22 protein-coding genes and 1 pseudogene are annotated in these 21,942 nt (G+C 42.2%); 8 read left to right on the top strand and 15 right to left on the bottom strand.

Translation table 11 applies throughout. The features are described 5' to 3' along the window. The first annotated feature begins 188 nt into the window (after positions 1-188). Positions 189-968, top strand: coding sequence for a DUF1189 domain-containing protein (locus E2L07_RS04375; RefSeq protein WP_166740017.1), 780 nt, complete (start codon positions 189-191; stop codon positions 966-968). A 13-nt stretch (positions 969-981) separates the two neighbouring features. Here the strand turns inward: E2L07_RS04375 and E2L07_RS04370 are convergent, their stop codons facing one another. From E2L07_RS04370 to E2L07_RS04360, 3 genes are all read right to left on the bottom strand, one after another. Beyond that, complete coding sequence (locus E2L07_RS04370) at positions 982-1,632, bottom strand: NfeD family protein (protein WP_134228938.1); 651 nt, start codon at positions 1,630-1,632, stop codon at positions 982-984. Positions 1,633-1,797: 165 nt separating this feature from the next. After that, entirely contained in the window at positions 1,798-2,691 is an 894-nt protein-coding gene (locus E2L07_RS04365) for a DUF1002 domain-containing protein (RefSeq protein ID WP_134228937.1), read from the bottom strand. A 115-nt stretch (positions 2,692-2,806) separates the two neighbouring features. Then, a complete protein-coding gene (locus tag E2L07_RS04360; protein ID WP_010897568.1) occupies positions 2,807-4,018 on the bottom strand; it encodes an MFS transporter in 1,212 nt (403 codons plus the stop codon). Positions 4,019-4,221: 203 nt separating this feature from the next. On the opposite strand from E2L07_RS04360, the gene E2L07_RS04355 reads away from it, so the two are divergent. Beyond that, positions 4,222-4,548, top strand: coding sequence for a hypothetical protein (locus E2L07_RS04355; protein ID WP_010897567.1), 327 nt, complete (start codon positions 4,222-4,224; stop codon positions 4,546-4,548). A gap of 100 nt (positions 4,549-4,648) precedes the next feature. Further along, a complete protein-coding gene (gene ispG / locus E2L07_RS04350) occupies positions 4,649-5,752 on the top strand; it encodes a flavodoxin-dependent (E)-4-hydroxy-3-methylbut-2-enyl-diphosphate synthase (RefSeq protein WP_010897566.1) in 1,104 nt (367 codons plus the stop codon). A 43-nt stretch (positions 5,753-5,795) separates the two neighbouring features. Here the strand turns inward: ispG and E2L07_RS04345 are convergent, their stop codons facing one another. After that, positions 5,796-6,272: a hypothetical protein gene (locus tag E2L07_RS04345; protein WP_053431503.1), complete on the bottom strand. Its 477-nt coding sequence runs from the start codon at positions 6,270-6,272 to the stop codon at positions 5,796-5,798. A gap of 158 nt (positions 6,273-6,430) precedes the next feature. Between E2L07_RS04345 and E2L07_RS04340 the strand changes: the two are divergent. After that, positions 6,431-7,017, top strand: a pseudogene (locus tag E2L07_RS04340) (5' nucleotidase, NT5C type). Positions 7,018-7,097: 80 nt separating this feature from the next. On the opposite strand, the gene E2L07_RS04335 reads toward E2L07_RS04340, so the two are convergent. From E2L07_RS04335 to E2L07_RS04315, 5 genes are all read right to left on the bottom strand, one after another. Beyond that, positions 7,098-7,319 (bottom strand): DUF1540 domain-containing protein, encoded by a 222-nt coding sequence (locus E2L07_RS04335; RefSeq protein WP_010897563.1) that lies wholly within the window; start codon positions 7,317-7,319, stop codon positions 7,098-7,100. Between the two features lie 128 nt (positions 7,320-7,447). Beyond that, complete coding sequence (locus tag E2L07_RS04330) at positions 7,448-7,555, bottom strand: YjcZ family sporulation protein (RefSeq protein WP_010897562.1); 108 nt, start codon at positions 7,553-7,555, stop codon at positions 7,448-7,450. A gap of 123 nt (positions 7,556-7,678) precedes the next feature. Beyond that, the gene (locus E2L07_RS04325) at positions 7,679-8,095 is read right to left on the bottom strand and encodes a Fur family transcriptional regulator (protein WP_010897561.1); all 417 of its coding nucleotides are present in this window, start codon (positions 8,093-8,095) and stop codon (positions 7,679-7,681) included. A 59-nt stretch (positions 8,096-8,154) separates the two neighbouring features. Next, a complete protein-coding gene (locus E2L07_RS04320) occupies positions 8,155-9,018 on the bottom strand; it encodes a metal ABC transporter permease (protein ID WP_010897560.1) in 864 nt (287 codons plus the stop codon). Next, on the bottom strand, positions 9,011-9,790 hold the full coding sequence (locus E2L07_RS04315; RefSeq protein WP_010897559.1) for a metal ABC transporter ATP-binding protein: 780 nt from the start codon (positions 9,788-9,790) through the stop codon (positions 9,011-9,013). Before E2L07_RS04315 ends, E2L07_RS04320 begins: the two co-directional genes overlap by 8 nt. A gap of 199 nt (positions 9,791-9,989) precedes the next feature. On the opposite strand from E2L07_RS04315, the gene ppx reads away from it, so the two are divergent. Both ppx and E2L07_RS04305 read left to right on the top strand, forming a co-directional pair. Then, positions 9,990-11,546, top strand: coding sequence for an exopolyphosphatase (gene ppx / locus E2L07_RS04310; protein WP_053431504.1), 1,557 nt, complete (start codon positions 9,990-9,992; stop codon positions 11,544-11,546). A gap of 117 nt (positions 11,547-11,663) precedes the next feature. Continuing rightward, positions 11,664-13,781: an RNA degradosome polyphosphate kinase gene (locus tag E2L07_RS04305; RefSeq protein ID WP_053431505.1), complete on the top strand. Its 2,118-nt coding sequence runs from the start codon at positions 11,664-11,666 to the stop codon at positions 13,779-13,781. A 244-nt stretch (positions 13,782-14,025) separates the two neighbouring features. Here E2L07_RS04305 and E2L07_RS04300 read toward each other — a convergent pair whose 3' ends face one another. The 4 genes from E2L07_RS04300 to E2L07_RS04285 all read right to left on the bottom strand — a co-directional run bounded on the left by E2L07_RS04300 (position 14,026) and on the right by E2L07_RS04285 (position 17,993). Next, the gene (locus tag E2L07_RS04300; RefSeq protein ID WP_134228936.1) at positions 14,026-14,721 is read right to left on the bottom strand and encodes a lytic transglycosylase domain-containing protein; all 696 of its coding nucleotides are present in this window, start codon (positions 14,719-14,721) and stop codon (positions 14,026-14,028) included. Positions 14,722-14,952: 231 nt separating this feature from the next. Beyond that, a complete protein-coding gene (locus E2L07_RS04295; protein WP_134228935.1) occupies positions 14,953-15,831 on the bottom strand; it encodes a metal ABC transporter permease in 879 nt (292 codons plus the stop codon). Then, positions 15,831-16,583, bottom strand: coding sequence for a metal ABC transporter ATP-binding protein (locus E2L07_RS04290; protein ID WP_134228934.1), 753 nt, complete (start codon positions 16,581-16,583; stop codon positions 15,831-15,833). Before E2L07_RS04290 ends, E2L07_RS04295 begins: the two co-directional genes overlap by 1 nt. A 303-nt stretch (positions 16,584-16,886) precedes the next feature. Next, on the bottom strand, positions 16,887-17,993 hold the full coding sequence (locus E2L07_RS04285) for a two-component system sensor histidine kinase NtrB (RefSeq protein WP_134228933.1): 1,107 nt from the start codon (positions 17,991-17,993) through the stop codon (positions 16,887-16,889). 232 nt (positions 17,994-18,225) lie between these two features. Between E2L07_RS04285 and E2L07_RS04280 the strand changes: the two genes are divergently transcribed. Continuing rightward, positions 18,226-18,492: a DUF2624 domain-containing protein gene (locus E2L07_RS04280; RefSeq protein WP_010897552.1), complete on the top strand. Its 267-nt coding sequence runs from the start codon at positions 18,226-18,228 to the stop codon at positions 18,490-18,492. Between the two features lie 52 nt (positions 18,493-18,544). Here the strand turns inward: E2L07_RS04280 and E2L07_RS04275 are convergent, their stop codons facing one another. Together E2L07_RS04275 and E2L07_RS04270 are read right to left on the bottom strand one after the other, a co-directional pair. Next, complete coding sequence (locus E2L07_RS04275; RefSeq protein WP_053431510.1) at positions 18,545-19,441, bottom strand: deoxyribonuclease IV; 897 nt, start codon at positions 19,439-19,441, stop codon at positions 18,545-18,547. A 30-nt stretch (positions 19,442-19,471) separates the two neighbouring features. Continuing rightward, positions 19,472-20,788, bottom strand: a complete 1,317-nt coding sequence (locus E2L07_RS04270) for a DEAD/DEAH box helicase (protein WP_134228932.1) — start codon at positions 20,786-20,788, stop codon at positions 19,472-19,474. A gap of 228 nt (positions 20,789-21,016) precedes the next feature. Here E2L07_RS04270 and vrrA point away from each other — a divergent pair, with 228 nt between their 5' ends. Then, positions 21,017-21,775, top strand: a complete 759-nt coding sequence (vrrA, locus tag E2L07_RS04265) for a VrrA/YqfQ family protein (RefSeq protein WP_134228931.1) — start codon at positions 21,017-21,019, stop codon at positions 21,773-21,775. Positions 21,776-21,942 lie beyond the last annotated feature (167 nt).

The raw sequence follows: 21,942 nt of genomic DNA, 5'->3' as shown, positions 1-21,942 counted from the left end.
GTTCCATTTGCCGATCCCCTATTCGACAAACCTCTACAAGCATACGGGGGAATTATTTAGCCTTTATTAATCTTTTGTAAAGGTTTTGTTAAGATTTTTAAAAGCGTTTACATTTTTCTTCTCCTCTTATTTTTGCTTGAATGTACAAAGGCATTTTCGTACACTTGGAAGGGAAAGGATGGACAAACATGAACCAATTTCAACTATTATTTAAAAGCTTATATCTCATACAAACGATAAAATACGCTCGGTTTGTTCCAATTACAAAAGCAATCGTTCACATTTTACTCGTGACACTGCTCATTATCATTCCCCCAAGTATAATGCTCGTCTCGTCGTTGCAACATGGCGTAACTCAACTGCAATCGATCTTACATGAAGACATTCCCTCGTTTCAAATTGTTGATGGACATTTACAGTTAGAGGAGCACCATGAACGCCCTTATATAACAGACGCACTTATCGATGGGGTCTTCATCCTTGACGATACAGGTACGGTTACGGAAAAAGATTTGAGCGCTTACCAAAATGGGGTGGCACTCCTTAAAACCGAAATGATTTTCTTGGACAATGGTCACATGCAAGCGGTCCAATATCAGTTTTCGGGGATACATTCTCTTTCCCCTACCGAATTGCAGCAATCGATTGAACAATTTCAAGGCGTCTTCTTCATCTTTGTTTCCCTTTCGATTTTGGTTATGTATGTAGGGTTTGCCGACTTTGCCTATATTGGTATTAGCTTGCTTGCTACCATAGGGCTCCTGCTTCGACCAAAAGAGGCTCGGTTAACCTATAAAGCTCTCTGGTCTATGGCAGCGATAGCTATGACAATGCCAGCCGTTGCCTTTTCAATCATCGATTCCTTATTACACTCAGTTCCTATCCTCCTGCTGATCATGATTACTATTGGCCTTTATGTATTTAGCCTTTACACATTGCCAAAACCTAAAAAAAAGGGCGGCGGATAACTCCGTCCCCTGTTTATTTATCTTCAATATCTTGTTCTTCGATTTTCTTTACTAAAATATACGTTCCGCTAACAGAAACCACTTCAACCTGTTCATTTTCTTGAAGCCAATGACTGCCGCTCGTCCCACTGTATGGCTTCCCTTCAATTTCAACCGAGCCAGTCGGGCGAAAAGGCGTTATCGTCTTCCCTCGCTTCCCAATGAGTGACTTATATTCTTCATTCATCGAATTATAGCCCTGATCTCCTGTTAGTCGATCCCGGAGCGTCATTTTTGACCACATGTTTCGTGAAGGAAAAACCTTTAAAAATAACGCTGAGCTAAAGCCCCCAACTAAAAATCCCATCCCGACAAGGATACCGTAAATAACGCTAGGTGAGGGGATCGCAAGTCCGACGATCATTAATGCAATGCCTAGCAGGGCAATCGTGCCATCTGAAATCACCTTACCATCAACCATGATCAACGCAAGACCTACTAAGTATAGGATCACAACCCAAAACCCTGCATCCCCTGTTAGGTGATGGGAAAAGTAAAAGCTCATAATTGCAACACCAAGAAGTCCAAATAAACCTTTAGCACGAACGAGAAGCTCGCCAAATAAGAATAATGTGCCTAATAAGACAACAACAAAACCTACACTTGCGATATCAAGCCATTCCATATCCTCGACCTCCTTCCACCATGATTTACGTTTGAGGGCAAAAAATGTTTCAGTTTTTATAGAGGATGGACCGAAAGAAGGATTCACCTTCTAGGCGGTATTCTTCTTCAAATGTATCCCTTCCTCACGTATTGTGCAAATAAAAAAGCGGAAATCTCCGCTTTTTTATTCTGAGCTCGTGAACAATCCGATGAGGGCATCGATCAACTCGCTAATCATATCTAGAATTCGACGAATGATTGACTGGGTTTCTTCCCGATTTAAAAAGTCGTCTAAATTGTCACGTACATGCTGGATTCCATCTTGAACTTTGTTCCAATCAATATTTAAATCCTTCATCCGCATAAACAAGGATACAAGTCCATTTAATTCTTCATCTGTTAATGTGATCCCTAGCTCTTCAGCAAGTCGGCGGATCAAGTCGCGAAGTTCATCTTCTGTTTCGACTGGATTCGCTGCGATCTCTTCTTTAATTCGATTCATTAACTCCGTTGCCTCTTCGACACCTACTCGCTCAGCTAGTTCTGATGTCTTAACCATCTCTTCATTGGCCACTTGTTTTTGCTCTTCTGGAATTGTGACATCTGCTGCAACTTCATATGCTTTAAGAAGTCCCGTTAGAGCAGCTGTACCAGAAACCGGGAACGGTGCTGTGACATAAATGTCTGCATCCTCAACCCCTGCAGTGACAAGGGCATTAGCATACATCGTATCTGCAATCCGATCGATATTATTTGACTCCACATGAAGCCCAGTACCTGGCTCCGTTAATGTAATTTTCGATGAAGACAGCGCCCTTGTTCCAATTTGTGAAGCGCTAATATAGTCTCCTAAATATTGATGCTCTTCTGCATTCGTAACATAGATGATTTCAACGGTATCATCTACGCCCATTTCATTTAAAATTTGCTGTCTTTGTTCTTGGGACAGATCCTGTCCTAAAGTGACAATCACTTCGCCAGTTACAGCATCTGCCAAGGCGACTGATGGTGCAAGTGATGGTACAAGTAACAAAATCGCTAACATTACAGTCATACATTTGTTAAACCATGTTTTCATATTTATCGACTCCTTTTATCTCTAAAACCAAAAGTGTGACCCCTCTATCTCATATAATGTCCACACTAATTAAAAGGAAACACGAACTTACAAAAAAAGAAAAGGGACTTTTGAACTAACTCGATTCATGGGAGAGATTGGTTTTTCTTAAAAACCCACTATACCAAAGGACACACATGATAAAAAAACTTAACGATATAATAAAAAAACTCATGGTATGAATGGAAATATTTCGTTCAAGCCAAAAGCCGAAAATAACTGGTCCAACCGCCACACCAAGAAAGCGGGCCATCGAATATAAAGGCATGATCACACTTCGACTCACATTATTCGTTAATGCCGCAACCGCTGCACTGGCAGGAGGAAAAAACATGCCAAGCCCAAGAGAAAATAAGCTCACAAGCATAAACAAAATGGTTCGATCATGTTGCCATAGCATGAGGAACATTGCTCCTGTCATCAGCGTCGTCCCGACCATCATCGCCTTTTGGAACGAAGCAAATTCCGGAGTTAACCAGCGACTTGTCCAAAAAGAAGCGACCGCGAATAAAAGGAACGGGACGGCTAAAATGACTCCTTTCCAGAATGGAGAAACTTCTCCAATCATGTTCGAGACTGCAAACAAGTAGCCAAAAAGGATGAGCATTCCTAAGCTCCCAATGATAAAGATCGGCACGAACATTTTCCAGTTTTCTTGAAGGGATTGGGATAGCTTTTTAGTATACGCGCGAGCCGATAATGTCGTTTCATGTTTTTTTGGTTCATTCACAAGTGTATAGAAACCAACAAACGCTAGTAACGCAAGGGCAAATAATACGACAAATGAATAATACCACGAAGCCAAAAGTATCAAACCTCCAATGATTGGGCTGATGATTTTTCCGATGCCATTGCTTACTTCAAGAAAGCCTAACGCTTCATTTCGTTTTTTTCCTGAAAATAATTCTGAAGCTACCATTAAGGAAATGGGTGTTAATCCTCCAGTTCCTAATCCTTGAATGATTCTTCCGGTTAAAAGGAGCCAAAACGGGCGCGTCTCGATCACTACAGCGATGCTTGAAAGGACGCATCCCGTTCCTAAAATAACAAGAGAGGCCAAACCAATGCGCTTTTGTCCATATCGCTCAGAGAGAATCCCACTTATAGGGATTAGGAGTGCTGCTGGAACAGTAAAGGACGTAAGCAACCATCCGCCTTGGACAACCGATAATCCCCATTCCGCTTGAATCGTTGGTAGCATGGGGATAAACATTGAATTCCCAAGAACCATGAGAAGTGGCGCCATTCCTAAAACAACATAAAGTAGCGTATCGGTCACTCGAGTCATAATTACGCACATGCTCCTTCCGTTATGTCACCTGAAATCTATTTTAAAAACATGGTGTTGTTGACAAGCCTAATTTAGAAGCAGTTGCATCCACCACTTGACGTTGAGTCCATGCACAGAAAATTGTCGAACATTTTATGACATATGAAATGATTTCCAGCATATACTACAGAATAACCTACGTTGTAAGGAGGACAAGCTTCATGAAACGACTCGGGTTTTTTACTTTATTATTGATCATCTTTTCAAGTATGTATTATGACCTAACGATCGGCACCTTACCCCCACTAGTGAACAGCCCCTCTACTGTAGAAGCTGCCGAAAATAATACGTTACCTGATGCTCCTTATGAAGTCGTTGTTGTTGAGCCAGGGTATACTGTACTTTCCATCGTCGAACATTTACACACGGAGCCAATCCGTGCCACCATACAAGAGATTGTTTATGATTTCTCGCAACTAAACGACGGACTAGCTCCGGAGGATATCCAAATCGGCGAAAGTTATCGTTTTCCAATCTATGGAGAATAAGTGACAAACTTTGTCCTTGCCAAAATTAAGGCACGATTGATAAAATAGGATCGTATCTCTACAGTTCACGTAAAGCGTGACAAAAAGGAGCGATAGGTCAATGACCGAGATTACACATCGTACCAAGACCAGGCCCGTAAAGGTCGGGAACTTGACGATCGGTGGAAACAACGAAGTGGTCGTTCAAAGTATGACAACGACTAAAACCCATGATGTGGAAGCAACCGTAGCAGAAATTAAACGGTTAGAGGAAGCAGGGTGTCAAGTCGTTCGCGTCGCATGTCCCGACATGCGTGCAGCAGAAGCTATTCCTGCGATTAAAAAACAGATTTCAATTCCTCTTGTTGTCGATATTCATTTTGACTACAAGCTCGCCTTGAAAGCCATTGAAGGCGGTGCCGATAAAATTCGGATTAATCCTGGAAACATTGGTAAGCGTCACAAAGTAGAAGCGGTCGTCAAAGCAGCAAAAGAAAAGGGCATTCCAATTCGTATTGGTGTCAATGCTGGCTCGCTCGAAAAGCGAATCCTTGACAAATACGGGTACCCAACGGCTGACGGGATGGTGGAAAGCGCCTTACACCATATCAAAATTTTAGAAGATCTTGATTTTCATGACATTATTGTGTCTATGAAAGCATCTGACGTGAATTTAGCCATTGAAGCTTATGAAAAAGCAGCAAAAGCTTTCGATTACCCGCTTCACTTAGGAATCACAGAATCAGGGACGCTATTTGCAGGTACCGTAAAAAGCGCGGCTGGACTTGGTGCCATCTTAAACATGGGCATTGGTAACACCGTCCGCGTTTCGTTAAGTGCTGATCCAGTTGAAGAAGTTAAAGTGGCACGAGAACTGTTAAAATCCTTTGGGCTTGCTTCCAACGCAGCTACATTAATTTCATGTCCAACATGCGGGCGGATTGAGATTGATTTAATAAGCATTGCCAATGAAATGGAAGAATATATTTCCAAAATTCGTGCGCCAATCAAAGTAGCCGTGCTAGGCTGTGCTGTTAACGGTCCAGGTGAAGCGCGCGAAGCTGACATTGGAATTGCTGGTGCCAGAGGAGAAGGACTCCTTTTCCGCAAAGGAGAAATCGTGCGAAAAGTACCCGAAGAAACGATGGTCGAGGAATTGAAAAAAGAAATCGATAAAATTGCAGAAGAATATTTTGCCAAGCAGAAGGAATTAGAAAAAGCATAAGCGTAACGCTTATGCTTTTTCATTTGTTCCCCTACTCCCTAATCTAGAAAAATGGTGAGAAAAGGACGGTCATTAAGATGGAAAATGCGCCGATCCCGATGGCCCAGTTTCCTAACGCCCGTGCCCCATAACGACGGGATACATAACCAATAACAATTCCCGAAGCTCCTAACAGAATAGGTAAAAAGAACAGCGATAAGATGGAGAGGACAATGGCAAAGGTCCCTACTCCCTTCCCTGCTGTTGCGTCATCCATATTGGCTTCTTCTGTCTCATCTGCTTCTTCTTCATCTCGCTGAAAAGGTACAGAGGACGGTGGTGCTGCTAATTCGGCAGCTGTCTCCTCATCGTAATCATCAAGAGATCTTGCTGCGTCCATTGAAGCACCGATCGTGTCCTCCTCAGCTAGATCATCATCTTCCACAAGCGTCAAAGCTGGATCGTTTTCATCCACAAGTCGTATAGGATCTCGATCGATGTCGTGACCATTTAGGTTGTTGCCGTTTCGATTTTCGCTCATTTGACTCCCTCTCTTTCTGTTTCGGGGAACATTTTTAGTATGACGCTGCGGCAAAAGAATATCGGTGACAATCTTTTCATCACAAGGAACGTGCTAGCTTTCATTGAACAGGTCGTGTATTGTATGAGGTGGAAAGTACATAAAGGAGTGAACGCAAAATGACTATGAGAAAACAAAAACGATTCGGTTTAGATATTGATGGGACCGTCACCGATCCTGCGACGTTTCTCCCCTATTTGAACGAACAGTTCCAAAAAACACTCACATTGGAAGATATTACTGACTATGACCTAACAAAATCGCTTGGAATTACTAGTGAAGAATTTTGGAAATGGATGGAACAGCACGAACAAACCATTTACAAACAAGCAAAAAAAGCAGATGGTGTCGATCAGGTGTTAGAGGAATGGAAGCAAGAACATGAACTTATTTATATTACGGCAAGAGCGAGTCACCTTGAAGAAATAACAAAAAATTGGTTTGAACAACAAAACCTTCCCTTTCACCATATTGAGCTTGTCGGTAAACACGACAAAATAGAGGCGATTCGTACACATGAAATCGACATATTCTTTGAAGACAAGCACGACAATGCGGTGGCAATCGCCGAAACATTCGCCATTCCTGTCATTTTAATGGATACTCCTTACAACCGTTTGCCAACACCTGCAAATGTGGTCCGAATCAACCATTGGACTGAGGCAAGGCCTGGGTCGATGAATGGCTTAAACGTTCGGGCTTCTAAAGAAAAGGGTTTTCACTTTCAGCTATACTTTCTTAAAAATGGGAAAAGACCGGAATGCTTCCGGTCTTTTCTTCGTGTCGTTAACGCTTTTTGGGACGAAAAGTGTAACAACAGGTTTCGCCGCTAGATTTAGCGACTTCTCGTTTTTCTGCGGTTGCATACGGTTCACGGCCTGCTTCCATGTCATAATCACGATGCTGATTCGCATCAATTTCCACCAAAATGGCATCAGCATGACAACGATTTTCTTCGCCCCAATACATACAGTTCGATACATTACATTTCACAATTGGATTTTCCATTCGAAAAATTCCCCCCTCTGTTCCCTAGGGTGCACGAATGGTCTTCTTTTATTCCCGGCAAATTACCCCTGTCCAACTTTTGAAAAAATATAAAACGAGCATGGGATCCCATGCTCGCATAAATCAACTTAGTACCAACCGGACCAGCTTGCTCCAATAATTACAAGAAGAATAAACAACACAACTAACAGAGCAAAGCCGCTTCCATAACCATATCCACCTGTTGGTGCACTCATGATGCCATCTCCTTTCAATAGTAGGCTACATGATACACTATGAACTAGGTAAACATTTGGATTGGGCGTTTATCACGTTTTCCTGCCAAAAACTTTTCGTATGAAAACCTCATTTGAATGTAGTTAATCGTTTCGGCACGATTTACAATAGCCGTAAATTTCAAATTTATGTCCTGTTACTTCAAACTCTGGGAAGGATTGATTCACAATATCCATCGGACAGTTTTCAATATGCTTCGTTTTCCCACACGTTAAACAAATTAAATGATGATGGTGGTGGGTCGTGGAACAACTGAATCGAAATCGCTTTTCTCCATCCAACTCTGTCTCTTCCAATATTCCGAGCTGGCTAAACAAGGAAAGGTTTCGATAAATGGTATCGAAGCTTAATCCTGGATACTGTTTTTGCAAGCGTTCCAATACATCTTTAGCAGACAAATAACGGCTTTCATCTGCAAAAATAGTGAGCATCAATTCACGCTTGTCCGTATGTTTGTATCCTTTATTTTTTAAAATATTCATCGCTTCAGATACGTTCATCATTTGCACGCCCTTTCGTCCCCTCATATTTTACACGAAAGTAACAGATTCAACAATCATCATGAAGGGATTGTCTCTTTCTTTTGTGCCCACGAAGTCGCTGCTTTTTTGCCGATAATGGAACCTACTAGGATGAGCACCGCTAACATCACAATCGTGCCTCCTGGCGCTAAATCCAAATAATAGGCTGAGATTAAGCCACCAATAACAGCCACTTCTCCAAAAAGAATAGAATAGACAAACATTTGCTTAAACCCTTTTGCAAATCGCATCGCCGCAGCAACTGGTAGCGTCATTAAAGACGAAACGAGGAGAATCCCGACAATACGCATAGAAGCGGCAATTACTAGTGCGACCATCACAATAAAAATAAAATGAACGAAACGACGTTGAATGCCCGATACAACGGCTTGTTCTTCATCAAAGGATAAAAAGAATAACTCCTTATAAAATAAGACTAATACGATGATGACCACAATTGTAATAAATAAGATGGTCCATAAATCCGAGCGACTTACGGCGATGACGCTCCCAAATAAATAGTTCATTAAATCATTGTTAAATCCATCGGCTAAAGATAAAAACAGGACACTTAAGCCGAGGCCACCAGATAAAATGATCGGGATCGCAATTTCTTGATAAAACTTGTAAACTTGGCGCAATTTTTCAATTAATAAAGAACCGACTACGGAAAATACAATTCCCATATATAATGGGTTGACAAATAAAAACAGCGCTGCGTAATTGGAAATCAATAAACTAAAAGCGATCCCCGATAACGTAATGTGGGAAAGGGCATCGGCAATGAGCGCCATCCTTCTCACAACAAGAAAAACGCCGAGTAACGGCGCTAGGCAGCCGATCATCACGCCAGTATAAAACGCATTTTGTAAAAATTCATAACGAAAAAAAACTTCAAGCATGCCCATGCCCCCCATGATCGTGTGTAAGTAAGTGAACATCGTGTCCATAGAAGGCCGTTAAGTCTTGGGTTTGCTCAAACGCTTTCGTATCACCATGGAAATGAAGATGCTTGTTTAGGCAAGCCACATCTGTCACGTAATCCGTCATTGCCCCGATGTCATGAGTTACGAGTAACAATGTGATCCCCCGCTTTTGGTTTAACTCACTTAACAGTGTATAAAAGCTTTTTACGGATGACACATCCACTCCGACCGTGGGCTCATCAAGGATTAACAACTCAGGATCACTTACGAGAGCACGAGCAATAAACACGCGCTGCTGCTGTCCGCCTGAAAGCTCGCCAATATTTTGGTGTAAGTACCCGCTCATCCCGACGCTTGCAACAGCTTCTTTCACTTTCTGTTTATGTTTTTTCGTAAGAAAGCGGAACATCCCGACCTTACCAAACAGCCCCATCGAAACGACTTCATAAACAGTGGCAGGGAATCCTGAATTGAAGCTGTTAGCTTTTTGCGATACATAGCCAATTCGATCCCACTGCCGGAATTTATCCACTGGCTGTCCAAAGAGCTTTATGCTTCCTTGGCTCGGTTTTTGCAGCCCTAAAATGCATTTTATAAGCGTTGATTTTCCAGAGCCGTTTGGACCTACCAACCCGACAAATGCTCCTTGACGAATGGGAAGCGTGACGTTTTCCAACACGTTACGATAGTCATAACGATACGCCACATTCCGGATGTCGATCGTTAATTCTTCCTTTGATTGATACATATACAGTCCTCCACCGATCGCATGAAATGAATAATCCTTTATTAGGTATATATTAAGAATCATTCCGATTTATTTATCACAGTCCTTATTATAACGTTTATAGGTAGAATGTCTACTGTTGCACGTTCCATGTCCGTCATTTTTTTGTATACTAGTAGCAAAAGTAGATGTTTATTTTTTCGATAAAGGAGAATCTCCATTGAAAAGACAGCGACTTGCCATTATTGATATCGGTTCCAATTCCATCCGTCTTGTTATTAACACGATAAATGAACATGGTCATTATCAAGAGCTCTACAATTTCAAAACCGTTGCTCGACTAAGCAATCATCTTGACGCTCAAGGGAACCTTACGAAAGAAGGAACCTCCATTTTGCTAACTACACTACAAAAATTTCGTACCTTAACGGAGGATCACCATTGCGACCGCGCGATCGTTGTTGCCACTGCTGCCATGCGGAAGGCCAATAATCGCAAGGAGCTTTTGAAGCTTGCGGAGCAAGAAACAGGCTTTTCGATAAAGCTGTTATCTGAGTATGAAGAGGCGTATTTTGGTTATTTGGCGATCGTGAACTCTACATCAATCCAAGATGGTATCACCATTGATATTGGCGGAGGAAGTACTGAAATCACCCGGTTTTCCAACCGTAAACTGCTGCACTATCATAGCTTTCCGTTCGGTGCCATTACACTTTATCGTGATTTCTTTCACAGCACCGATCCAAGCGAGGAGGAATTAGCATCGCTGCAGAAATTCTTGGAAAGTGCCTTTGCGACATTGCCATGGTTACAGGATGCCAAAGATCTCCCTGTGATTGGCATAGGTGGAACGGCGCGAAATCTTTCCTTAATCCATCAACGTCAGACCGATTACCCGCTAGCTGGACTTCATCAGTATTCTTTCCCTGCTGAAGAGTTGCACTCTGTTACTCAAATGCTACAACGATTAACGTCCTCAGAACGTGAGGGATTGGACGGGCTTTCTAAGGATCGGGTCGATGTCATCATTCCTGGGACGCAAGCGATTTCCAGCCTTGTGAAAACGGTCGGATCTTCCCAATTCATCATGAGCCGAAAAGGACTACGGGATGGTTTATTTTACAGCGAAATTTTGGAACAACTTAACTTGGAATGCTTTCCAAATGTGGTGGAAGAGAGCTTCTATCAACTCTACCACCAATATGAAATTAATCTCGAGCACGTCAAGCAAGTGGCGAAGCTCGCGACGAAGCTATATGAGCAATTGGCCCCTTTTTATAATGGAAAGCTTGAGCATCAGCAAAATCTTACCCTTATTCATCGGGCGGCAAGGGTACTATACCTTGGAGAGCACATTAACCCAGAAGCAAGCAGTCAACATACGTTTTATTTGCTAACCAATATGTCGATTGATGGATTAAATCATGAGGAGCGTCTTGCGCTAGCTTGTGTGTCTTCTTTTAAATCAAAAGCACAACTGTTGCATATGGCCTCACCCTTTATGCCCTTGATTTCGAAAAAACAGTTGAAACGGTTCGAATTTCTCGGCGCCATTTTAAAGCTCGCTTATTGCTTAAATCGAACCCGCCGTCATGTAATCGGTAAAATCGGTACGATCGAGGCAAAACGAGACGCGATCGTTCTCCCACTCTATTACCATTATGACCTTGACCCATCGTTCGAACAGGACTATGCGTTAAAGCACGTAAAGCATGTAGAGAAGGTCATTAAAAAGACGATAGAGCTTCCCTTTCTCCCTTTATCAAATTTCACATAAAATTTACATTCGCCTGATAAAATGAGGGTAAGGGCCTTTTCAAGCCTACGAACCATTCGTTACCGGTTCGCAAGCAGACGAAAACTTCTTTGAATGAATGGAGGCTCCAGTGGCAAAATGGGGACTGAGGAGAAAATGACAAGATCAGACATCGATTTAAATGAACCAGCCTTCTATAACAATCGTGAACTTAGTTGGCTCGCTTTTAACGAGCGTGTACTAGAAGAAGCGATTGATGAACGAAACCCTTTGCTGGAGCGGCTAAAATTCTTAGCCATTTTCAGTTCAAACCTAGACGAGTTTTTTATGGTTCGGGTTGCAGGGTTAAAGGATCAAGTAAAAGCTGGTTTCAACAAGCCAGAAAATAAAGCAGGTCTTACGCCTAAACAGCAATTACGGCAAATTTCAGAACGAAACCATCAGCTCGTCCAACTCCAAGATCGTGTCTACACGGAAACGATTATGCCCATGCTTTCACAGCACGGTATTCAATTTTTAACGTTCGATGAGCTTTCAGACAAGCAGCGATCTTTCCTAGAAAAACGGTTTGATCATTATATTTTTCCTGTTCTTACTCCCATGGCCGTAGACGCCTATCGGCCATTTCCAATGTTACTTAATAAAAGTCTGAATTTAGCCGTCGTCATTAAGAATAAAGAGTCTGATAGCCGAGAGCAACTCGCGATTGTTCAAGTACCTTCCGTTCTTAACCGCTTCATCTTGTTACCTTGTGAAGATGGAAAGAATCAATTTATTCTGCTTGAAAATGTCATTAGCTATTTTATCGAAAAACTTTTTAAGGGGTATACAGTCAAATCTGTCTCTCCGTTTCGAATTACACGTAACGCCGACTTGCCCATTCACGAAGAAGGGGCTAGAGATCTGTTACGTGAAATCGAAAAAGAATTAAAGAAACGAAAATGGGGAGCTGCTGTACGACTCGAAATGCAAGAAGGGCTTATGGATCCCAATGTACTAAAGCTCCTTCTTGACGTATTGGAAATTCATAAAAATGACGTTTATTCACTGCAAGGTCCTCTCGATTTAACGTTTTTATTTAAGCTATACAATAGACTCATCGTCGATTACGAGCATTTAACGAATGAGACATTAATTCCACAGCCACCAGAAGATTTAATTGGTGAAACGAATATTTTTGATGCGATTTTAAAACGAGATATTTTTTTGCACCATCCGTACGAATCGTTTCAACCGGTCATCGACTTTATCGCAACCGCTGCGGAAGACCCTCAAGTGTTAGCAATCAAACAGACGTTGTATCGAGTAAGCGGTGATTCTCCAATTATCAATGCATTGGCAAGAGCTGCGGAAAACGGCAAACAAGTAACCGTGCTTGTGGAATTAAAGGCTCGCTTCGACGAGGAAAATAACATTCAGTGGGCAAAAAAGTTAGAAAAGTCAGGGGTTCACGTCATTTACGGGATTACCGGCTTGAAAACACATAGTAAAATCACGTTGGTCGTTCGCCACCATAACGATGAAATTCAACGTTTTGTCCATTTAGGGACCGGAAATTATAACGATTCTACCGCAAAGTTATATACCGACATGGGTCTCTTAACAGCGGACGAAGAATTTGGCATTGATGCCACGAACTTTTTTAATCATTTGAGCGGTTATAGTGAAAAGCCGCAGTGGCACCATCTGTCAACCGCTCCGTTTGAAATTCGGGACACCTTCTTAGATTTAATTGATCAAGAAATTGAATGTCACAAACAAAATGGAAATGGCCACATCATTGCGAAAATGAATTCACTTACAGATAAACCGATTATTTTAAAGCTTTATGAAGCTTCCCGCGCAGGTGTAAGAATCGAACTAATCGTTCGCGGCATTTGCTGCTTACGCCCTGGAATACCAAATGTAAGTGAACATATTCGCGTCTTTAGCATCGTCGATCGATTCCTTGAACATAGCCGAATCTTTTATTTTCATCATGGCGGCGACGACAAAGTGTTCCTTTCGTCTGCAGACTGGATGACAAGGAATATGGAGAAGCGAATTGAAATTTTGTTCCCGATTTATCAACAATCCACGAAGAGACGAATCATCGAAATTTTAACGATTACCCTCCTTGATAATATGAAAGCACGGGAGCAAAATCAGTTCGGTCAATACCGATACGTGAAGCGGAATCCGTCTGAGCAACCCGTTCAGAGTCAATTAACGTTTTTCGATATGGCTTCTCGATTCAGCGACAGCGAAGCGGAGTAGAAGTATTAAAACGGAGCAGGTGAAATCACAGTTTCGTTTCAAAAACCACTCGCTTGCCGCGGGGCGTCTCGTGCTTTTAACAATCAACTTTGAAAAGAGGAAAAGCCGTCTAGTAATGTGTATACACAAACATTGAATCAACAGAAAAAAGGTCCGGATCATCAAAATAAAATGATCCGAACCTTTTTCGTTTTGTTCCAAGCTCCTTTGAATGAAAAATCGATTCGTTCTCACACTCAGGTTTTTATTCACCAGTAAAAGCAACCCAATCATAATTCTCGGCATTTTCTTGAATTTCAACGGCGTACCAACTTTCAGCATTTCCGTTTTCCTCAATGTATTTCTCAAGTCCATACATGCCACGATGGTATGCAGTCAAAGCGTGATCCCAATCCTCATACTTATCGTAAAGGAAATCTAAATAGACTACCGCAAGCTGAATAGAGTACACCGGATCAAACAACAAATCGTCCTCGTACGGTAGACCTGCTTTTTCAGCAATCCACGGTGCCGTATTGTGCATAAACTGAGCCATTCCATACGCGCGCCCGTATTGGGTTTCTGGTCCAACCAACGTCGGGTCAAACGTACCTCCTGTCTCTGTCCGTAACAATTCGTAGACAATCAAAGGATCTACTCCATATTGTTGACTGATCCCGGCTAAAAACCAACCCCACTCTTTCTCAAAGGCCCCTTCGCTATCTTTATACAACATTTCTGCTAATTCATTAGATGCTTCCCATGTCGTATAATCAAGCCAGCCTTCCTCAACGAATGACTTATTCGTAAGATGATGTTCCAGTTCTTCCATTTCATTTTTTATCATTAACTCTTCACGATACGTTTCCACTTTTTCCTTCAGCTGCATTTGATAAATATATAAAATACATGTAGTCATGGCAAACACAATGACAAGTGATAATTGCCACTTCTTTTTCATGATGTCACTCCCTCTCTTTCAATGCTCTTTATCGTAGCGAATCAAGAGGGAGAGTTCAAACATGAACGAGCCCCTTATAAGGATCGTATTTCGTATAATGCAAAGTCTTTTCGATAAAATAGGCCTTATCCTTTTAATACGTTCGTCATCCTCGTACATTCTTCCTAATACTCATTCGTCAGAATATTGTCAACCCCGACTTTTTCCTTAATTGGTACGACTGGTCCATTTTTACGAGGTTGCACTCATTTCCTTCGCCCGCTTTCCTCGCCAATAGCGTGTCAACACACCTTGTTTTGGTGAGAAAAAGAAGGCAAGTGCAAACAAAGTAGAAGCGACTAGAACAATGGAAGCCCCTGAGGCCACATCATAAATCACCGAAAAATAGATTCCAGCAATGGCGGATATGACCCCGAACATCGCCGCTAAACAGAGCATAACAGGCAAACGGTTCGTTAATAAATAAGCAGTTGCACCTGGTGTAATGAGCATCGCTACCACAAGAACGATCCCAACTGTCTGCAAGGCCGCTACCGTGACGAGAGATAAAAGCAGCATTAACAAGTAGTGAATCATTTGGACGGGAATTCCAGTCGCTTGTGCCATAACGGGATCAAATGTACTAAGCAACAACGGTCTGTAAAAGAGAATAATAATGAGCAGGACAAACAGACCAATCCCGAGGGTAACCCATAGGTCTGTGCGCGATACCGCTAACACATTTCCGAACAAAATATGCCAAAGGTCCACTCCCGTGCCGCGCATTCCTGTTATTAACACAATCCCTAATGCGAAGGCTGCTGTAAATAAAATGCCGATGGCTGAATCTTCCTTCACTCGACTGTTTTGTGACACATAACCAATCGCAAGTGCCGTAATGACACCCGTAATGACGGCGCCAATAAAAAAGCTCGCACCGATCATGTAAGCAATGACGACACCTGGTAATACTGCATGAGAAATGGCATCCCCCATCAATGCCATTCCCCGTAAAATAATAAAACAACCGATCACTCCACAAAGGATGCCAACTAAAATTGCAGCAGTAAGGGCCTGTTGCAAATAAGAGTAACTCAGCAATTGGTCGAAAAAGAATGTTAGATTGCCCATTAGACGTTCACCACCAAGACTTCATCTTTCTTTGAAAACGTGGCAAGATTTCCTTGATAGGTCTTAGCCACCATCTCTGGCGTATAGACATCCGCTACGGGACCGTATGCAATTAATTCTTTGTTTAGCATCAATACTTGATCGAAGTATTTTTCCACTTTACTTAAATCATGATGAACAACAAAAATTGTCTTTCCACGGTCACGCAATTCTTGAAGTAATGACAGGATGATCGATTCTGACGTCACATCAATGCCAACAAACGGCTCATCCAAGAAAAAAAGTTCAGATTCCTGAGCTAATGCTCGGGCAATAAACACGCGTTGCTGTTGCCCCCCTGACAATTCTCCAATTTGCCGGCTACGGTACTCCTCCATCCCTACTTTCTTAAGAGATTCTTCCACGAGTCGTTTATCATTTTTACCAGCACGTTTGAACCAAGGGATATGGGCAAAGCGTCCCATCATCACCACATCTTCAACCAAAACAGGAAAATCCCAATCAATTGCATTTCGCTGTGGGACGTAAGAGATTTGTTTTCGCACATGCCTTACGTGTTTGTCCAATACTTTCACCGTTCCTGTATATCTTTCCAATCCTAGAATCGCTTTCATTAACGTTGATTTCCCGGCCCCATTTGGACCTAAAATTCCAATCATCTGTCCCGACCCAGCTTGAAAACGAATGTTTTTAATCGCTTGATGTTGTTCGTAAAAAACAGATAGATTGTCGACTTTTACAACTGGATTCATGGCCCATTCTCCTTCCTTCCAAGAGGCTAACCTAAAACGTACGATGTTATTTTAATTTGGCGTTATTCAACTTTTTTATGTCATCCCCCCATTCTTTATTACATATATGACATGTAAGGTCCATCAGTGCGGAACGATAAATTTTATCACAGGAACAAAAGTTTCTCTAAGTAAACTTTTTATGCTAACTCCAATTATAGCTGTCCTTTTTCTTCTTGTAAATGATTTTGATTGTTCATTGCAAAAAAAGCACGAAAAAAGGAGCTGCCTCAAAAGATAGACTTTTGAGACAGCTCCTTTTCATTAAGAAGAGAACGGTAATCGGATCGTCACCTTCGTTCCTTTGTAACGCTCACTCTCAATTTGGAACGTTCCATTATGATCTTCTATGATTTTCTTACACAGTGGGATACCGATTCCTGTTCCACGGTCCTTTGTTGTAAAAAATGGTTTTCCGAGCTGTGCTAACACTTCCTTGGTCATTCCTTTCCCATTGTCTTCCACCGTTAACACATACTCGTGCTCTTTCGGAATGGTTTGAACACGAAATAACCGATCGATTTTAGCGTCACCAAACGCTTCAATTGAGTTGCGGAGAAGGTTGAGGATTACTTGTTTAATCATTGACTCATTGACATAAACCATCTTACTTGTAGGTTGAAGATCAATTTCAAAAGAAACATTATGTAACAAACATTCGGACTTAATAATTTCAGTTAATGAGTCCATTATTTTCTTAGGTGATTGTGCTTTTCGTTCAATCTTTTTCCTCGAGACAGATAAAAAGTCTTCAATGATTCCATTCATCCGGTTTAATTCCGACATGATCGTATCATAGTATTTCGAGAAACCATCGGTTAATTGTGAAAGCTGCAAAAAGCCTTTAATGACTGATAATGGATTGCGCAATTCATGAGCTACCCCTGCGGCAATATGAGACACCGCTTCCATTTGATGGTGAAACGTAAGTAAACTTTCGAACTGCTTTTGTATGGATAGATCAAAAAACATCACATACGTAGTTTCCTCGCCTGTTGGCGATAAGGCTCTTATTTTCACCGTTAGATCTTCGCACTCGAATTCTTCCTCTACAGGTTCCCCTCTTTCTCGACTCATGTCCACCACAGCCATCACTCGCTTCATGATCGGCCAACGAATGTTCAACTCTTCCATTGTCAAATAGGAAAAAGCCTTATCGGAGATGTCTAGTAACGCAACGGTCTCCTCATTCCATTTTACCACTTCATTATCCTTTGAAATCTTAATAAGCGGTAAATTCAACTCTTCAAAAAATAAGCTCTCTAAATAAGAATGATGTTGTGTAGTCAACTCTAGCTCCTTTAATTGGACTGTACAAGAACCATGATTTGTTTGAGGCTTTAATCCTTTATTTCCATTTCGTTCAATCATAAAGCCCTCCTACCTTTACTCTTATCCTTCTCCGCCATCTAAAGGTAAACGATCGGTTAACGTCGCTCTACATGTTTCATTATACTTTCATAGCATAATTATTCAAATACGAGGACCTGTCTTTTTTTGCTCTATTTGTTTTATTTCGCGATGAAGATATTGAAATCCTCTTTCACCTTCTCATTTCTTTGGCATATAGTGTTGCAGATACCTTAAACAGGGAGGCTTGTTCATGAATCCGTTTATGATTCAAATGGTGAACCAAAAATTAAATAGTCTAACTGCCCCGGAATTGCTACAACTGGCAAAACAATATGGCATCCCCCTAACAGGAAATCAAGCAAAAGACGTGATTGCAATCCTTCGTTCGGAATCGGTAGATGTTGGGAACGAAGCGCAAGTGAAACGTTTAATCGAACGCCTTCAACAGGAAACAGACCCTCAGCTCGCGCAAACGATCAACCAATTGCTCACACAATTTAGTCATCTCTTACCTTAGCAGTATACTTAAAGCGGCCGAGCTCGGATTCCAAGCTCGGCCTTTTCTTTATTTATTGCGCAACGATTTTCTCTAACAAGCCTTCATGAAATGTCCCGTTACGAATCATATCAATTTCAAATTTGTACGGTGGTTTTTTATTTTTCTTATCCTCACCTACGTACGGTGTTTCCAAAATTTTAGGAATGTCTTGCAACTGTGGATGATGGACGATGTAATGAAGCGCCTTAAAGCCAATGTGACCAAAACCAATGTTTTCGTGTCGGTCTTTTGCTGCTCCCCGTGGATTTTTGCTGTCATTAATATGAAGAACTTTGATTCGCTCCACGCCAATGATTTTATCAAACTCATTCAGAACACCATCAAAATCCTCTACGATATTGTATCCAGCATCGTGCGTATGGCACGTGTCAAAGCAAACGGAAAGTCGATCATTATGAGTCACACCATTAATAATTCGAGCGATCTCCTCGAACGTTCTCCCACATTCAGATCCCTTTCCTGCCATTGTTTCAAGTGCAATCTGGACACCATCATTTTCCGTTAACACTTCGTTTAATCCTTCAATGATCTTTTCAATCCCTTTATCAACCCCTGCACCTACATGTGCACCTGGGTGAAGGACAATTTGATCCGCTCCAAGGGCCTGTGTCCGTTCAATTTCAGACTGTAAAAAATCGACGCCTAGCTTAAAGGTAGCTGGCTTTTCCGAATTACCGATGTTAATGATATATGGAGCATGAACAATGATATGGTCAATACCATTTTCTTTCATATGGGCCCTACCTGCTTCAATATTCAGCTCTTCGATTGGTTTTCTTCTAGTATTTTGCGGTGCCCCTGTGTAAACCATAAATGTATTAGCTCCGTATGATACAGCTTCTTCACTAGAACCAAGGAGCATTTTTTTCCCGTTCATTGACACATGTGATCCTAAATGTAATGTCATCGTCCTTCTCCCTTTCTATTGCGCTATTCTCTATTTCTTTTTTCGATTCAACCGGCGTTGTCTCCGCTGCTGGTCTGCTTGTGCAAGACGTGCCTTCTTTTTATAACCAGGCTTCACTTTCTTCGCCTTTTTCACCATCGGTGCCTCGAGACCTTTATCCTCTTTTCGCCGCTTTTCACCCGGTACACCAAGTGGAGGCTTGTCTAACTTTTGCCATTCCCCTTTTTTAAGGTCATAGTACGTAAATTGAATCCCTCGTTTCATTAACTTATGCACCGCTTGTTCGTCCTCTGGCGCAAAAATGGTTAACGCAATTCCGTCAGCACCAGCACGTGCAGTCCGCCCCACACGATGGACATAGAAATCCAAATCTTTCGGCAACGAATGATTAATGATGTGGGACACTCCTTTAATATCAATCCCTCTTGCCGCTAGGTCTGTCGCCACTAAATATTGCACTTCATAATTTTTCACTCGTTTCATCACTTGCTTTCGCTGTCTAGGCTGGAGCCCCCCATGGAGCCGTTCCACGTTAAGCCCTGCCGCCAGCATCGCATCGGCCAACTCATCCGCTTGCTCTTTTGTATTCGTAAAAACGATCGCTAAAAACGGGTTTAAAACACTGGCCACTTCTGTTGTGATTTCGAGCTTATCCCTATGACGAAGCGGCACAATCCGATGCTCGATGAGGTTTGCTGTCGCCTGTTTTGGCTGTACATGAACGTGGCGCGGTTCATTCATATATTTTTTTAAAAAAGGCTTAAGCTTTTCTGGAATTGTGGCCGAGAAAACCATCATTTGCAAGTTTTCCGCCATCCGAGCAGCTACCTTGTCCACATCTTCGATAAATCCCATATCAAGCATTTGATCTGCTTCATCCACGACAAGCATTGTCGCTGTGTAGACATTCAGCGCTTGCTCATGGACAAGATCTGAAATTCGACCTGGAGTACCGACCACGATCTGTGGCTGTACCCTTAACTTCTCTAAAGTGCGACTTCGATCGGTTCCTCCAACAATTAGCTTCGCTCGAATCTCTTCATCGTGAGGCACATGCCGTAACAAGGCTTGGAGCTCTTCAAAAATTTGCCCAGCTAATTCCCTTGTCGGTGCAGTAATCACAGCTTGTACTTCCTCACGCTCCCCCTTAATCCGATCCACAATTGGCAGCAAAAAGGCGAGCGTTTTTCCTGTTCCAGTCTGTGATTGACCAATCACGTCTTTTCCATTTCGGATCGCCGGGATGAGCCGCTCCTGAATTTCTGTCGGATGGGTAATCCCTTTATCGCTTAATGCTTCTAGTAAAAACTTCTTTATTTGAAAACGAGCAAAATTAGCTGATTTCATCCATGTCTCCTACTTTCATTTAATTTCCCATGATTCGTATCAAGAGGGGGCTTTTTCTGACGTTATTACCTTTATGCTTGCCATTCTCCTCTCTTTTCGAACTTATATTTTACCATAGTTATACACCTTGTGCGAATTCTCAATCTCATTCCCCACGTTCACCTATTGTTTTACCCATGCATAGTGTAACCATAGAACGAAGTTGTTTAGAAGAAAGGATGGGACATTATGCAACCATTTATGGGTCCTCCTAGTGGTCCCCCAATGCCGCCCGTTCCACCTCACCAGCCCTTTGCTGGTCCGCAAATGTTTGGCGGAGGGTCCATGGGCGCTGGCCCTCAGGCTTTTTCCTCTGGAGGGATTAACCCAATGGCAGGTGGTGCGGCTCCTAGAGGGCTAGGCGGGTTATTATCACGCCTGTTCGGCGGTGGACGCAGCGCAGCAGCTGGGATGCAATCGATGGGAGGCGGTTTTGGAGCTGCTGGTCAAGGAGCGGGGATGGCGAATATGTTTGGTGCAGCAAGTCAAGGCGCAGGTGCTGCGAATGCGGTCGGGGCAGCTACTGGAGCAGCAAGAAGCGGAATGAACGTCATGACAATGTTGCAAAATGCACAAAAGGTTATCGGAGTTGCCCAACAGGTCGGCCCTCTTGTGCAGCAATATGGTCCCTTGATTCGAAATGCACCCGCTATTTTCCAAATTTTACGGAGCAATCCTGGCTCCAGTGATGAGTCCACAGACGAAGCTACAGCAACAGACGACGATTCAACTGCACAAGAAGGGGTCAGTCAAAAACAAGAAGAAAAAGCGGAACAAGAGGAGAAAAACGAAAAACAGCAGCCGAAAACGAAAAAAGCAGAGATTAAGAATCAAACAGAGCCAAAGAAAAAAACAACAGTAGCAAAAGCAAAAAATAAAGGCCACCGATTACCAAGCAAATCGACAAAAGAAAGCTTCGGTCTTCCTGGGCCTAAACTTTACATCTAAAAAGATTGACAAGGAAAGAATTTCTTTATAGAGCTTGTTCAAAAAGCACCTTTTTAATCAAATCATAAATAGAAAATCAGTTGACTACACTTCCATTAATGGTAATGAAAGTAAAATAATTTCAGACAAAAAAATGTACCTTCGCCCCACTCAAAATCGCACCTAAA

The sequence above is a fragment of the Halalkalibacterium halodurans genome (assembly GCF_004376175.1).
Taxonomy (GTDB): domain Bacteria; phylum Bacillota; class Bacilli; order Bacillales; family Bacillaceae_D; genus Halalkalibacterium; species Halalkalibacterium halodurans.
The sequence above is the reverse complement of the archived record's forward strand: the minus strand, read 5'-3'. Positions and strand labels throughout refer to the sequence as shown.